General features: G+C 76.2%; 8 protein-coding genes. All 8 read left to right on the top strand.

Annotated features, from left to right (window positions below; genetic code table 11):
• Positions 1 to 259: 259 nt before the first annotated feature.
• The 8 genes from AB0G84_RS00680 (at position 260) to AB0G84_RS00645 (ending at position 15,177) form a co-directional block, all read left to right on the top strand.
• Positions 260 to 1,633 carry a hypothetical protein gene (locus tag AB0G84_RS00680; protein ID WP_361313471.1) on the top strand — a complete coding sequence of 458 codons (1,374 nt, stop codon included), beginning with the start codon at positions 260 to 262 and terminating at the stop codon, positions 1,631 to 1,633.
• 20 nt (positions 1,634 to 1,653) lie between these two features.
• Entirely contained in the window at positions 1,654 to 2,685 is a 1,032-nt protein-coding gene (locus AB0G84_RS00675) for a glutamate ABC transporter substrate-binding protein (protein ID WP_361313468.1), read from the top strand.
• Positions 2,686 to 2,869: 184 nt separating this feature from the next.
• Positions 2,870 to 4,213: a hypothetical protein gene (locus AB0G84_RS00670; protein WP_361313466.1), complete on the top strand. Its 1,344-nt coding sequence runs from the start codon at positions 2,870 to 2,872 to the stop codon at positions 4,211 to 4,213.
• Entirely contained in the window at positions 4,210 to 6,801 is a 2,592-nt protein-coding gene (locus tag AB0G84_RS00665) for a tetratricopeptide repeat protein (protein WP_361313463.1), read from the top strand. Before AB0G84_RS00670 ends, AB0G84_RS00665 begins: the two co-directional genes overlap by 4 nt.
• 1 nt (position 6,802) lies before the next feature.
• On the top strand, positions 6,803 to 8,449 hold the full coding sequence (locus AB0G84_RS00660) for a PP2C family protein-serine/threonine phosphatase (protein WP_361313460.1): 1,647 nt from the start codon (positions 6,803 to 6,805) through the stop codon (positions 8,447 to 8,449).
• A gap of 993 nt (positions 8,450 to 9,442) precedes the next feature.
• A complete protein-coding gene (locus tag AB0G84_RS00655) occupies positions 9,443 to 11,038 on the top strand; it encodes an FHA domain-containing protein (protein ID WP_361313457.1) in 1,596 nt (531 codons plus the stop codon).
• A 131-nt stretch (positions 11,039 to 11,169) separates the two neighbouring features.
• Positions 11,170 to 11,574, top strand: coding sequence for a globin (locus AB0G84_RS00650; RefSeq protein WP_361313454.1), 405 nt, complete (start codon positions 11,170 to 11,172; stop codon positions 11,572 to 11,574).
• Between the two features lie 192 nt (positions 11,575 to 11,766).
• Positions 11,767 to 15,177, top strand: a complete 3,411-nt coding sequence (locus AB0G84_RS00645) for an ABC transporter permease (protein ID WP_361313452.1) — start codon at positions 11,767 to 11,769, stop codon at positions 15,175 to 15,177.
• The last annotated feature ends 1 nt before the right edge of the window (position 15,178 follow it).

Here is a 15,178-nt window from a genome sequence, read left to right as displayed (position 1 = left end):
GGGGGCTACGAGGCCCTGCCGGCCCCCTGGCCTGCCGACACTGCCGAGCCCGGCGGGCGGGTTCGTGGCGGCGCACGCCGGCGCCGGGTGGCGGCCGTTGGGTCGTGATCCGAACAAGATCGGCGAAGTGCGGTGTGCCCGCGAGGAACGGCGGACATACTGCTGCCCATGCACCGGTCCCTGTCGTAAGCGCCCCACGGGCGCCGCGCGCGGGGCCGGGATCCGCGGTCAGCGACGAGGGGGAGGTTCCGTGGCGTCCATGCCGACCAGCAGCGTGGCACCGCCCTCCCCGGGGCGCCGGCCGGCCTGGGCCGAGGGCCTGGAGGAGCTGCGTGCCGCGGCGACCACCGAGCCCGGCCGGCTGCGGGTGATCGGCGCGGTGCTCGCCTTGCTGGTGGTGGTGTTCGGCGCGACCACCGCCTGGCAGGTCGCGGACCGGACGGCGGCCGCGGACGACGTGGTGGAGCGCAGCCAGCCCCTGACCGCGGACGCGGCGAGCATCTACCGGTCCCTGGCCGACGCGGACACCACGGCCGCCGGAGGCTTCCTGGCCGGCGTCGAGGGCAGCGCGGCGACCAGGAAGCGCTATGACGCCGACATCGCCACGGCGGCGGGGCTGCTGGCCAAGGCGTCCCGGAGCAGTCAGGGTGCGGACGGCGCGGACGAGCAGATCGCCCGGCTCAACCGGCTGCTACCGCGCTATACGGGCCTGGTGGAGACCGCGCGGGCGAACAACCGCCAGGGGCTGCCCCTGGGGGGCGCGTATCTGCGGTATGCCAACGCGCAGATGCGGACGGAACTCCTCCCGGCCGCCCGGGCGTTGTACGACGCGGAGACGGAACGGCTGGCGGCGGACTACGACGAGGCGAAGGCCTGGCCCTGGTGGGCGCTGGCGGCCGGGGTGGCGGCGGTCGGTGCGCTGGGCTGGGCGCAGCGGCGCCACTACCGGCGGACGAACCGGGTGTTCAACCGGGGACTGCTGACGGCGACGGCCGCTACGGTGGCGGTGTTGGTGTGGCTGGTGGCCGGACATGCGGTGGCGCGCGCGGGACTGACGGACTCGTACGAGCACGGCGCCCGGTCGCTGCGGGTGCTCAACGAGGCGCGGATCGATGCCCTACAGGCCCGTGGGGACGAGAATCTGACGCTGGTGGCCCGCGGTGCGGTGCTCACGGGCGACCAGCAGGACTTCTACGAGGCCGGCTTCCGGGCCCGGATGAAGGATCTGGCCGGTCCGGGTGATCATGGTGCGGCGGCGGTGCGGAGCAGGTTGGGGGCGGCGCTGGGGCTGGCGGACGACGCCGCGGGGCGGGACCCGGTGCGCGAGGCGCTGACGTACGTACGACAGTGGCAGGCGCGGCACGCTCAGGCGCGGGCGTCGGACGAAAAGGGCGATTACGACTGGGCGTTGGCGAAGGTGATCGGTGCGGAGGGCTCCACGGGCGCGTCGTTCGACCGGGTGGCGGCGGGGTTGCAGAAGGCACTGGTGCATGAACAGGCGGAGTTCCGGTCGGCGGCGGACGGCGGCCGCGGGGCGCTGGCCGGGCTGCCGGTCGGGGCCGGGGTGCTGGCCGCACTGGCGGCGGTGGGTGCGGTGCTGGGGATCGGGCGCAGGCTGGCGGAGTACCGGTGAGGGGGCCCGGTGAGGGGGACATGAGCGTGCGCGGGCGAGGGCTGCGGAATCTGCGGGCCGTTCTGGCGCCGGTCGCGGCGGGGATGGCGGTGATGGCGGCGGCAGCGGCGGTGCTGGTGCCGGCGCTGGGGAGCCGGCACGGGGCGGCCGGGGCGGACGGGAGGTCCGACGGCGGGCGGTTGCCGGCGACGCACCGTGCGTACCCTCCGGGGACGGCTCCGGGTGAGCCGGCGGTGGCGCCGTGCACCCAGCGGACCGCGGCGGAGAGCCTGCGGCCGTCGTCCGCGACGGGACCGTCGGTGGCGCGGATCAAGGAGCGGGGACAGCTGATCGTCGGGGTCGACCAGAACACTTACCGGTGGGGGTACCGCGACCCGGCGACCGGCAGGTTGGAGGGCTTCGACATCGACCTGGCGTGGGCGATCGCACGGGACATCCTGGGGCCGGACGCCAAGGTCGTCTTCAAGGCGGTGCCGACCAACCAGCGGATACCGGCGCTGCGGAAGCGCAGCGTCGACATGGTGGTGCGGACGATGACCATCAACTGCACCCGCAAACAACAGGTGGCGTTCTCGACGTCGTACTTCCAGGCGGGCCAGCAGGTACTGGCCCCGAAGGCGTCGGCGGTCCGGGGGTTCGACGACTCGCTGCGCGGCAAGCGGGTGTGCACGGCGGCGGGTTCGACGGGCGAGTCGGTGCTGGCGGAGCGGCGGCACGGCGCGAAGGTGCTGACGGTGCCCAACCAACTCGACTGTCTGGTGCGGCTACAGCTGGGCCAGGCGGACGCGGTGGTCACCGACAACGCGCTGGCTGCGGCGCAGGCGGCGCAGGACCCGACGGTGAAGCTGAAGGGCGCGCCGTTCACCGACGAGGCGTACGGCGTGGCGATGAACAAGGGCGACACGGACCTGGTGCGCCGGGTCAACAAGGTCCTGGACGACTACCGGGGCGGCGGGGACGCCAACAGCCCCTGGATGCGGGCGTACCGCACCTGGTTGCAGGCCGATATGCCGGGGATTTCCGGGCCGCCGTCGCCCGAGTACAGCGACTGACCCCGCGAAGGGGGCGGAGTGCGGACGATCCGCCCCAAGGAGCGGTGTACCGGCCGATCACCGCACGGAGCGGCCCGATTCCGTTCACTATGGAGGAGAAGGAGGAAGCGGAGGGAGCCGAAGCCGCAGCAGCCAACCGGTCGCGCAACCGCCGTGCACCGTACGCGTAGGGGAGAGGTGAGCGATGGGGGTCCCAGGACCCTTCCCCGGTTCTCCGGGGAGGCCCGATGGCCCGGTGCTGGGCCAGGAGGAGGTGGACCGCGCCCTGGCGCGGCTCGGCGCCGAGTACGAGGCGATCGAGACCTCACTGCTGGCGCTGCAGGACCATGCCGGGCGCCGGCTTCTGGAGGGCGCTGAGCTGGCGGGCACCACCAAGGAGCGCTGGACCGCCACCGAGCGGACCATCACCGTCCTGTGGTCGCTGTTCGACGCCTGTACGGCGACGCTCCGTTCGGCGCGGGACGTACGGGCGCGACGGCGCTGGCCGTCCCCGGAGGACCTGGCGGAGCTGACCGGGCTGCTGCGGGACGGGGTGGCGGTGCCGGGTGCTGCCCCGGAGGACGCCGGGGAGGACGGCGGGGAGGACGGCGCACAGACCGGCGCCGCCCCGGAGGGCGGGCGGTACACCCTGGAGGAGCTCGTCGAGCGGATCAACGGGCTGTACGCCCGTTCGCTGGATGTGATCGTCGCGGCCGATGCGGTCTGGTCGGCGCTGCCGGCCCGTATAGACCTGCTCTCCGCCGAGTTGCAGCGCACCCGGTCGCTGGCGCACTCGGTGGGGGTGCGCCCGGGCGAGCACCCGGCGGGCGACGACCTGGAGCGGATCACCGAGGAGCTGGTGCGGCTGCGGGCTCAGGTGATCGCCGATCCGCTGGCGTTCTGGGTGTCGTCGTCGACGGGGAGTTCGGCGCCCGGCGGGGGCCGCCCGGACACCGGCCGCTACGACCGTGCGGCGCGTGCGCTGGAGGAGATCCGGCGGGAGGTGGCCGCGGTGCTGGACGTCCGGCAGGACGCGGAGCAGCGGCTGATGCAGCTGCGCGATGTGCTCTCCCGCGCCGACCGGACGCTGACCGAGGCGCGGCAGGCGCGCGGTGAGGTGCTGGCGAAGATCGCCGCGTCGGAGGTGCCGGCCGTCAGTGGTCCGTCGACCGCGCTGCACGAGCAGTTGGCGACGGCCGCGGAGTACCGCAGGCGGGCGCAGTGGCACCGGCTCTCCCCGCTGCTGGACAGCCTGGAGGAGCGGGCGGAGGACGAACTCCAGCGGGCCCGTGAGTCGTTGACGGCGGTCACCGCGCCGCTCGCGGTGCGCGCCGAGCTGCGCGGCCGGCTGGACGCCTACCGGGCGAAGGCGGCGCGGCACGCGGTGGCGGACGATCCGCTGCTGGTGGAGCGGTACGACGCGGCCCGCCGGATGCTGTGGAGCGCGCCGTGTGACCTGCGGGCGGCCGAGCACGCGGTGTGGCGTTATCAGCAGGCGGCGGCGGAGGCGTTGGCTCCGCAACAGCTGGAGGGCAGGGGGGAACGGTGACGCAGCGGACCGAGGAGCGCTGCCAGCGACGGGACTGCACGGGCCGCTACGAGGATGCCGGCGGCGGCGAGCGGTACTGCGACCGGTGCGGGCTGGCGCCGGTGGTGTCCCCGGACGGGCTGCTGTCCTCGCCGCCCACGGGCCTGACGGGCCGTGCGCTCGCGGGCCGGCTGTCGGACCGTGAGGCGGCCGGGGCGCTGCTGACGGTCCCCTCCCCCGCCCCGGCTCCCGCGCCCGGCTCCGCGCCCGGCTCCGCGCCGGCGTCCCGGCGCTCCGCACCGTCCCGACGCTCGGTGTCGGGGCGGCTGACCGGTGGTGCGCCGACCCGCGGCGCGGCGGTGGTGTCGGTGCGCAGCACGGGCGGCGGCGCGCCCTCCGTCCCGTCCCGTGGGCGGCTGGGCGCGGGCCTGGTGACGGTGCCGCAGGTGTCGCGGCCGGACCCGCGGGCGGCGGTGCTGGAGCATCCGGAGGTGCCCGAGCGCAAGCGGTTCTGCAGCCGGGCGGACTGCGGCGCCCCGGTAGGGCGGTCCCGCGAGGGCACACCGGGCCGCACCGAGGGGTTCTGCACGACGTGCGGCCATCCGTACAGCTTCGTGCCCAAGCTGCGGCCCGGGGAGACGGTCCACGACCAGTACGAGGTCGTGGGCTGTCTGGCCCACGGCGGGCTCGGCTGGATCTATCTGGCGACCGACCGCGCGGTCTCCGACCGGTGGGTGGTCCTCAAGGGGCTGCTGGACACCGGTGACGAGGAGGCGCTGGCGGTAGCGATGTCCGAGCGGCGCTTCCTCGCCGAGATCGAGCACGCCAACATCGTGCGGATCTACAACTTCGTGGAGCACCTCGACCAGGTGACGGGCAGCCTCGACGGGTACATCGTCATGGAGTACGTCGGCGGCACCTCGCTCAAGGACATCGCCAACGGGCGGCGCACCCCCCGCGGCAGGCGCGACCCGCTGCCGGTCGAGCAGGCCTGTGCGTACGGCATCGAGGCGCTGGAGGCGCTCGGCCATCTGCACGACCGCGGCTTCCTGTACTGCGACTTCAAGGTCGACAACGCCATCCAGCAGCAGGACCGGCTCAAGCTGATCGACATGGGCGCGGTGCGGCGGATGGACGACCAGGTGAGCCCGATCTACGGCACGATCGGCTACCAGGCGCCCGAGATCGCCGAGCTGGGCCCCTCGGTGGCCTCGGACCTGTACACGGTCGCCCGCACCCTCGCCGTGCTCACCTTCGACTTCCAGGGCTACACCAACGTCTTCGCCGACTCGCTGCCCGACCCGGACCACATCGAGGTGTTCCGCACCTACGAGTCGTTCTACCGGCTGCTGGTGCGCGCCACCGACCCCGACCCGGAGCGCCGGTTCGGGTCGGCGGAGGAGATGGCCGAGCAGCTGACGGGCGTGCTGCGGGAGGTGGTGGCGCTCGGCTCGGGCGAGCCGCGGCCGGCGCTGTCCACGCTGTTCGGGCCCGAGCTGCGGGCGGTGGACACCGAGGTGATGCCTCCTGCGGAAGGCGACGGTTCCCTGCTGGGGGCGCGCGGCGGGGCCCCGACCCGTGCCGCGGGGCCGGGCCGTCCCGTGCTGCGTCCCCTCGACGTCGCCGCCGCCGCCCTGGCGCTGCCGGTGCCCCGGGTCGACCCGCGCGACCCCAATGCCGGGCTGCTCGCCGGGCTGTTGACCGCCTCCCCCACCGAGCTGCTGGGTGCCCTGCGCTCGGCCCCCGCCGACTCCCCGGAGGTCCGGCTGCGGGAGGTGCGCGCCCATCTGGAGGGCGGCGACGGGACCGCGGCACAGGCGGTACTGGAGGCGATCGCCGCCGACCCCGGGGAGCCCGCGCAGACCTGGGCCGGCACGACGGCGGGCGGTAAGGACCCCTGGGAGCAGGACGCCGACTGGCGGGTGGTGTGGCACCGCGGGCTGGTGGCGCTGGCCAGCGGGGACCGGGAGGGCGCCGCGCTGGCCTTCGACGCGGTCTACGACGCGTTCCCCGGCGAGCCGGCACCGAAGCTGGCCCTGGGCATCTGCGCGGAGCTGCTGGGGCAGTTGGACAATGCGGTGGAGTACTACCGCCTGGTGTGGGTGGTGGACCGCGGCTTCGTCAGCGCGGCGTTCGGGCTGGCCCGGGTGCGGCTGGCGACCGGCGACCGGGCGGGTGCGGTGGCGGCACTGGAGTCCGTACCGGAGTCGTCCATCCACTACACGGCGGCGCGGATGGCGGCGGTCCGCGCCCGGCTGCGGCAGCGCCCGCCGGGCGATCCGCTGCTGGCGGATCTGCGGGCGGCCGCCCAACAGGTCGAGGCCCTCGCGGACTTCGGTCTGGACGCCGAACGACGGGAACAACTCGCCACCGAGGTACTGGGCACCGCCCTGGACTGGGTACTCTCCGGGGGCCACGGTGCCGGCCCGGACGACGAAGGGGCCCTGGACGGGCGGTCGGAGCTGCTCGGCAGCCGACTGACCGAGCGGGGTCTGCGGCTGGGCCTGGAGCGGTCGTACCGCCTACTGGCGCGGCTGGCGCAGCGTGGTGAGAAGAGGATCGAGCTGGTGGAGCGGGCCAACCGCTTCCGCCCCAGGACGTGGGTGTGAGATGGGTGTGACGGGGCCGTCGTCGTGTGCGGCGTGCGGTGAACCGCTCGGTGCGGGGGACAGGTTCTGCGGCCGGTGTGGCGCCGCGCTGACGGCACCGGCCGGACCGCCGGCCTACGGGGTGCCGCCGGGGTACGGGGTACCGCCGGGGTACGGGGTACCGCCCGTTCCTCCGGTGCCGCCCGGGTTCGGGGCGCGCGGCGTTCCGCCCATGCCGCCCATGCCGCCGGGGCCACCGCCTGCGCCGGCCGCGCCATCGGGACCGGCTGCGTCACCGGAGCCAGCCGCGCCATCGGGACTTACACCGGAGCCAGCTGCGGCGCCGGGACCGGCCGTGGCACCAGAGCCTGCCGTGGCACCGGAGCCTGCGGCCGTGCCCGCCCGGCCCGCCGCGTCGGCTGGGTCGGGAGGGTCTGCCGGGTCGGGCGCGCCTGCCGGGTCGGGCGCGTCTGCTGGGGCTTCGGCGCCCTCTGGACCGACCGCGGCCGCGGCGGCGTCCGACGGGCCCACCGACCCGCCTCCACCGGACCCCACCACCCGCCTTCCCTACGGGGACGACGGCGCGGCGCCCGCGCCGGCGGCCGACCCCCGCGTCGCCGGGTACGAGGCGGTCGCCGATGCGGCCGCCGCGGCGGGAACCGGTGCGGCAGGGACCAGTGCGGCGGGAACCGGTGCGGCAGGGACCGGCGCCCCGCTCGCGGAGGGCGGCCCGTCGGGCGCCCCCGCTGAGGGGACCCGCCGCTGCACCGCCTGCCCGTCCGGGGCCGTGGACGCCGATGGCCGCTGCGGGCAGTGCGGCCGGCTCCAGCCGCCCGAACGCGACCACATGGAGCACGCGTTGGGCGGCGTCGCCGCGGTCAGCGACCGGGGCCACCGCCACCACCGCAACGAGGACTTCTTCGCCCTGCGGTCCGCCGCGCTGCCGGACGGCGGCCCGGCGGTGATCGCGGTGGTCTGCGACGGGGTCTCCTCGGCGACCCGCCCGGACGAGGCGTCCACGGCGGCGTCGGAGGCCGCCGGCGAGGCGCTGGCGGCCTCCCTGCCGACCGGTGTGCACCCCCAACAGGCCATGCACGACGCGGTGCTGGCGGCCTCCGCAGCGGTGGACGCACTGGCCGCCGACCCCGCCATGGCGCACGACGAACACCGTCAGCAGAACGCCCCGGCCTGCACGTTCGTCGGCGCTGTGGTCGGCGGCGGACTGCTGACCGTCGGCTGGGTCGGTGACAGCCGCGCCTACTGGATCCCCGACGACCGGACGGCGCCGCCCGTCCGGCTCACCGAGGACGACTCCTGGGCCGCCCAGATGATCGCCAACAACCTGATGTCCGAGGCCGAGGCGAACGCCGACGAGCGCGCCCACGCCATCACGGGCTGGCTCGGCGCCGACGCCTACGAGGTGGAGCCGCACACCACGACGTTCAAACCGGACGGCCCCGGTGTCGTGGTGGTGTGCACGGACGGGCTGTGGAACTACGCCGAGTCCGCGGAGCAGATGGCCGCGGTACTCCCGCACGACGCCCCCGCCCGGCCGCTGGACGCCGCCCGGACGCTGGTCACCCACGCCCTCGACGGCGGCGGGCACGACAACGTCACCGTGGCGGTGGTGCGGTTCCCGGACCCGAAGGGACCGACGGGCCCGGCCTGACGGGCGGGCCCGGCCTGACGGGCGGATCCGGCCCCACGGGCGGGTCCAGCCCGACGGGCGGCACCAGCCCCACGGGCGACGCGGGCGGTGTCGGACTCGGTGCCGGTGTCCGGTTTCGGTGTCCGGTTCCGGTGTCGGTGCCCCACGGGTTCCGGTGCCGGTTCCGGTGCCGGTACCTGTATCGGTGTCGATGTCGATGTCCGTGTCCATGTCGGTGTCGGTGCCCATGTCGGTGTCGGTGCCCGTACCGGTACGGCAACGCGCGGAGCGGGGGCCTTTTCCGCCAACGGGCGCGCCGCCCATGTGGGATTGATCATTCCTGGGCCGGACCGGCGCCCCTCGCCGGCCCGGTGGCGGGCGCCGCCGCCTCGCATACCGACCGTCCGGGCGGCCGGCGCCGGCGTCCCAACCCCCGGCAATCCGCAGGTCGGACACCACACTGCACCCTTAAAAGCAGCACAAGTCGGGCCAACAGCAGGGTGATTCCGGTAAGTCCGGAGATATCGGCGCCACCCCCGCGAAACCGGACTGTCCGGTACCGATTGCGAACGGCGCGAGGCAGGGGGCGGTGGCGAATCTCCTTGCGAAGGTGGTGGGCGTCGCCGTAGCCGCGACCGGTACTGTGCGACTGCGGGCGACGGCCGCCGAGGCGCTACGGGACGACTCCCGGGACGTGCGCACCGGCACCCGTTCGCCCCGCGCAGCAGCCATAAAGAACCGCAATCAGCACCGACACGATCAGTACCGAGCAGCGCCCGAAAGAAACGGTACGGAGGGGGAAGAACCGACATGCCTACCTGCCCGAGCGGCCACCAGTCGGTGGCCGAAGACTGGTGCGAGGTGTGCGGCCAGCGGATGGCGGGTGCTGTCCCCCCGCCACCCTCTCTGCCTGCCGGCTTCCTGAACGCCCCGCCCGGCCAGCCGACCGGAGCGCCCACGCCGCCTCCGGGCCAGCCCGGTCCCCCTCCGGGCCAGCCCGGTCCGCCGCCCGGTATGCCCGGACCCGGTGGCCCCGGCCCCGGACCCGACCAGGGCGGATACGGCTTCCCACCCCCCAGCCCCGAGGGCCCCGGCCCCGGTCCCGGTCCCGGCACCCAGGGTGACCAGGGCGGCTACGGTTTCCCGCATCCCGCACCCGGCCCCGGCGGCCCCGACTTCGGCGGCCCCGGCCCCAGCCAGCCGCAGGGCATGCCGCCCGGTGGCCCCGGCACCCAGGGCGGCCAGGGCGGCTACGGCTTCCCGCCCCCCGCACCCGGCCCCGGCGGCCCCGACTTCGGCGGCCCCGGCCCCAGCCCCGAAGGCCCCGGCACCCACGGTGGCCAGGGTGGCTACGGCTTCCCGCCGCCCGCACCCGGCCCCGGACCCGGCGGCCCCGGCCCCGGCCCCGGCCCCGTTCAGCCGCAGGGCATGCCGCCCGGCATGCCCGGCCCCGACTCCTCCCCGCAGCCCGAGCTGTGCCCGCAGTGCGGTACGCAGCGGGCGGCCATGGCGCCGTTCTGCGAGACGTGCCAGTACAGCTTCCTCACCAACTCCCCGATGTCCTACGCCCCGGCGCCCGGCCAGCAGCCCGGCCCGCCGCCCGGCATGCCCGGCCCCGGCGGCCCCGACTTCGGTGGCCCCGGCACCCAAGGCGGCCAGGGCGGATACGGCTTCCCGCCCCCCGCACCCGGCCCCGAGGGCCCCGGCCCCCAGGGTGACCAGGGCGGATACGGCTTCCCGCCCCCCGCACCCGGCCCCGGCCAGCCGCCCGGCATGCCGCCCGGTGGCCCCGGCCAGCCCGGCCAGCCCGGCCCCGGCGGCTTCCCCGGTGGCTTCCCCGGCGAGCCCGGACCGCCGCCCGGCATGCCCGGACCCGGCCCGGTCGGCCAGCCCGGACCGCCGCCGCAGCAGCAGGCGGACGACTGGCCGCTGAGCCCTCCCGGGGGCCAGCCCGGACCGTCGCCGATGGCGCCCCCGCCCCTGGGAGCCCAGGCGGGACCCCCGCCGATGGCGCCCGCGCCGCCCGGCCCCGGCCCGCAGGCCCCGTTCGAGCAGCAGCAGCCGCCCGCGCCGTTCCCGCCGCAGCAGCCGGGACCGTACGAGCAGCAGCAGCCGCAGGGCCCGGGTCCGGACCAGCAGTGGAACGGCGGCGGCACCGGCCAGGGTCCCGCGGCGCCGCCGCAGGGTCCGGCGCCGGTCGTCGGCACCGGCTGGGTGGTGGCCATCGCGCCCGACCGCGAGTACTTCATGGCGATGATGGGCCGCAGTGGCCCGGAGGCGGCGGGGCTCAACCTGCCCGCCTACTCTCCCGAGCAGGTGAGGCCGCTCGCCAACGGGCAGCTCGCGATCGGCCGGCGCCGCAACAGCACGGGCGAGTCCCCGGACATCGACCTGGGCAGCACGCCGGAGGACCCCGGCGTCTCGCACCAGCACGCACTGCTCGTCCAACAGCAGGACGGCAGCTGGGCGGTGGTGGACCAGAACTCCACCAACGGCACCACGATCAACCTCGCCGAGGACCCGATCCAGCCCTATGTGCCGGTGCCGCTCCATGAGGGCGACCGGGTGCACGTCGGCGCCTGGACGACGCTGACGATCCGCCGGGGCTGACCCCGGACCGCAGCCCGGACACAGCGGGGCGTGACCAACTGGTCACGCCCCGCTGTGCCGTTCCCGAGCGGCACCGGGGCGACCGTCCTACGACCGGAGTCCTGGTCCGGAGCGTCTGCCACCATGGACGGGTGAACGAGATTCCGCACGGCACGGTTCAGGAGCAGACCTTCTACGAGCAGGTCGGCGGCGAGGAGACCTTCCGCCGCCTGGTGCACCGCTTCTACCAGGGCGTCGCCGAGGACCCGCTGCTGCGGCCGATGTACCCGGAGGAGGACCTGGGCCCGGCCGAGGACCGGCTGGCGCTCTTCCTCATGCAGTACTGGGGCGGCCCGCGCACGTACAGCGAGGGCCGCGGGCACCCCCGGCTGCGGATGCGGCACGCCCCGTTCACCGTCGACCGGGCCGCACACGACGCCTGGCTGCGGCACATGCGGGACGCGGTGGACTCCCTCGGCCTCTCCGAGGAGCACACCACGCAGCTGTGGGACTACCTCACCTATGCGGCCGCGTCGATGGTCAACTCCCTGGACTGAGTCCCGGGCGGGGCCACACGGAGCGCACACCGGGATCGGGGCTGAGAAACCCGTCACACCATCCGACTCCGGCGCCACTCCGGTCCATCCCGTCACGATCCGGTCAAGGTGACCTGCAAACCGCTTACCGGACGCCTCCGCCTCTGACAGCATCGTTCCGTCTGAGTGGTGCTGAGCGCGGCAGGGGGGACCGTGACCGGCTTCATCGTCTTACGGGTACGGGCACACCGGCTACTGCTGGCCGCCGCACTGCTCTCGGTGCTGCTGACCACCACGGTGCTGACCACGCTGGCGGCCTTCTCCGGCGCGGTCGGCGACGCCGGGCTGCGGGCGGCGCTGCGGAACCGGTCCGCGGCGGCAGCGGCGCTCCAGGTGACGGCCCCCCTGCCCGCGGACGGGCGGGACGCCGGTGACCGCGCGGTCGCCAAGGGAGCCCAACGGGCCTTCGACGGGCTGCCGTTCACGGTGCACACCCTGACCCGCTCCGGTCCGTACGCCCTCCCCCGCGCCCTCCGGCCGCCCGGTGCGCGGGGCGGCGAGCCGGACCTCACCCACCTCGCGGCCCTGGACCGCTCCCGCCTCACCCTGGTCGGCGGGCACTGGCCGGGGCGCGTCCGGCGCGGGCCGCTGCCGGTCGCCCTCCCGGAGGCCGCCGCCGCCCGACTGAAGATCACGCCGGGCCGCCGGCTCACCCTCGACAGCCGGCTGTCCGGCCCCGCCCGCCTGACCGTCGAGGTCACCGGCGTCTACCGGCCCGCGGACCGCACCGACCCGTACTGGAAGCTCGACGAGCTCGGCGGGCGCGGGGTGCGCACCCTGGGCTTCACCACGTACGGGCCGCTGCTCACCGACCCGACGGCGTTCCGCGGCGGCCCGCTGGTGCAGGACTCGGTCGGCTGGCTCGCCACCGCCGACTTCCGCACCCTGACCGCCGACCGGCTGGAGGCGCTGGGCGCCGCCGCCGGCCGCGCCCCCAAGGCGCTGATGGCCGACCCGGCGTTCGCCGGCCACGCCACCGCCGGCACCGAACTGCCCGAGGCGCTGGGCGCGTTACGGCAGGCGCTGCTGGTGAACCGGTCGACGATCCTGATCGTCGCCCTCCAGCTGCTGCTGCTCGCCGGCTATGCGCTGCTGCTGGTCGCACGGATGCTGAGCACCGAACGGGCCGGTGAGACCGCGCTGTTGCGGGCCCGCGGCGGGTCGCGGCGGCGGATCGCCGGGCTGGCGCTCACCGAGTCGCTGTTGCTGGCGGCGCCGGCCGCGGTGGGCGCCCCGCTGCTGACCGGCCCGCTGATGCACCTGCTGGCCGGCAGTGGCGCCCTGGCCCGGATCGGGCTGCCGCTGGACACCCGGCTGACCGGCACGACCTGGCTGACCGGCGTCGCGGTGGCACTGGGCTGCGCGCTCGCGGTGGCCGCGCCGGCGCTGCTGCGGACCGGTACGGACGCGCAGCAGCGGCGGCGGGCGCGGGCGCTGCCCGGCGTGCTGCGGGCCGGCGCGGACCTCGGGCTACTGGTGATCGCCGCGGTCGCCTACGGGCAGCTCCAGGGGCAGACCGCGGACGGCGCCGGCGGGGTGCTGACCGGTGACGCCCACGGCCGGCTCGGCATCGACCCGGTGCTGGTGGCCGCCCCGGCGCTGGCGCTGCTGGCCGGCACGGTGCTGACGCTGCGGCTGCTGCCGCTCGCCGCCCGGATCGCCGAGCGCGCGGCGGCCCGCGGCCGGGGCCTGGCCATGGCGCTGGCCGGCTGGCAGATCAGCCGCCGCTCTTCCCCGAGCTCTCAACTCCGTTCGAGCAGAGGAGACGCCAACCGCGGCGCCGGCCCCGTACTGCTGCTGGTGCTGGCCACCGCGCTGGGCATGCTGGCGATCGGCCAGCGCGCCTCCTGGGACCGCTCCCAGGACGACCAGGCCGACTTCCGGGCCGGCGTGCCGGTGCGCGTATTAGCCAGCAGGACACCGCAGTTGGGGCAGGGCGGCGGTTATGCGGCGGTGCCCGGCGTGGCCGCTGCGCTGCCCGCCGGGCAGGCCGTACTGGACCTGCCGGACGGCACGGCCTCCTCGCTGCTGGCCCTGGACGCCCGGCGCTCGGCCGGGGCGCTGCTGCTCCGCGGCGACCTGGTGGGCGGCGGCGCCGAGGGCCCACCCGGAGAGGCGGCGGACGCGGTGCTGCGCGCGGTGGCGCCGCCCGCCGGCGCCCCGGGGACGCCGGCGGGCAGCGGGACGCCCGGGGTCGGCATCCCGTCCGGTACCGCCCGGTTACGCCTCACCGCCACCGTGCGCTCCCTGCGGACCCTGCCCGCCCCGGTGGCCGGGGCGCGGGACACCGGGCCGGTGCCCGCCACCCTCTCCGTGGTCGTCACCGACGGCTTCGGCGTCCCCTACACCCTGCCGCTCGGGCCGCTCGCCGCCGACGGCCGGCGGCACACGCTGGAGGCCGACCTCGCGGCGGCGGCCGGCGCGCCGACCGGTCGCCCGGCCGGGCCGCTGCGACTGACCGGGCTGGTCGCGGACATGGACCAGCCGCCGGTCCCACACCGGCAGCGGCTGACCGTCTCCGCCGCGCAGGCCGTCGGCGCCGACGGCACCCCCCGGACCCTGACCGCACCGGCCGGCCTCGGCTGGCGGCCGGAGATCAGCGAGAGGAGCAGCGGGGTGGGCGGGCGGTCCGGTCCCCGGGCGGACCGGACCGAGGTGCCCGAGGGCGGTCTGCTGTCCCAGACGTACGACACCGGCGCCCAGGCCGAGGAGCAGTGGGGCGCGGCGGCGACCGGGGTACGGATCAGCGCCGCGCACCCGAAGCGGCCGGCGCTCGCCGCCGTGGCCACCGAGGCGTTCCTGCACGACCGCGGCTCCACGGTGGGCGCGGTGCTCGACCTGCCGGTCAACGGGCAGTCCCTGCCGGTGCGGATCGTCCGGGCGGTGCGGGCGCTGCCGGGCCCGGCGGACGACGCCGGGCCGTCCTCGGCCGGTCTGCTGGTCGACTTCGGGGCCGTCAACGAGGCACTGGCGGACCGCGGCGCCGCGCCGCTGACCGCCACCGAGTGGTGGCTGCGCCCCGCGCCGGGTGCGACGGCGAAGGTCGTCACCGCGCTGCGCGCCCGCCCGGACACCGACCCCGGACAGGTCCTGGTCCGCGACGAGATCGCCCGGCAGCTGCACGACGATCCGCTGGGCCTCGGCCCGCGGAGCGCGCTGACCGCGGCGGCGGTGGTCGCGGTGGCGCTGGCGGCGGTGGGCTTCGCGGTGAGCGCCGCCGGTTCGGTCCGCGAACGGACCCGGGAGTTCGCGGTGTTGCGGGCCCTGGGGGCGCCCCGTCCGCAGCTGGCCCGGATGATCGCCGCCGAGCAGGGGGTGTTGATCGCGCTGGCGCTGGGCGTCGGTGTGGCCCTGGGGGCGGTGCTGACCCGGGCGGTGGTCCCGCTGGTCGTGCTGACCGCTGCGGCGGGCCGCCCGGTGCCGCCGGTCCTGGTGGAGCTGCCGCCCGGCCAGGTGGTGGCGCTGCTGGCGGCGGTTGCGGCGGTCCCGCTGCTGGTCGTGCTGGGCACCGGGCTGCGCCGTGGCGACCCGGTGCGGGCGCTGCGCGGCCAAGGAGTGCTGTGAC

This window comes from Streptomyces sp. NPDC020742, assembly GCF_040641675.1.
Taxonomy (GTDB): domain Bacteria; phylum Actinomycetota; class Actinomycetes; order Streptomycetales; family Streptomycetaceae; genus Streptomyces.
Note: the sequence above shows the minus strand (reverse complement) of the source record. Positions and strands in the feature narration are given on the sequence as shown.

Excerpts from the sequence above, each read along its gene's own strand:
- AB0G84_RS00670 (WP_361313466.1), top strand. The coding sequence starts at position 2,870 with ATGGGGGTCCCAGGACCCTTCCCCGGTTCTCCGGGGAGGCCCGATGGC.
- AB0G84_RS00660 (WP_361313460.1), top strand. The coding sequence starts at position 6,803 with ATGGGTGTGACGGGGCCGTCGTCGTGTGCGGCGTGCGGTGAACCGCTC.
- AB0G84_RS00675 (WP_361313468.1), top strand. The coding sequence starts at position 1,654 with ATGAGCGTGCGCGGGCGAGGGCTGCGGAATCTGCGGGCCGTTCTGGCG.
- AB0G84_RS00655 (WP_361313457.1), top strand. The coding sequence starts at position 9,443 with ATGCCCGGACCCGGTGGCCCCGGCCCCGGACCCGACCAGGGCGGATAC.
- AB0G84_RS00680 (WP_361313471.1), top strand. The coding sequence starts at position 260 with ATGCCGACCAGCAGCGTGGCACCGCCCTCCCCGGGGCGCCGGCCGGCC.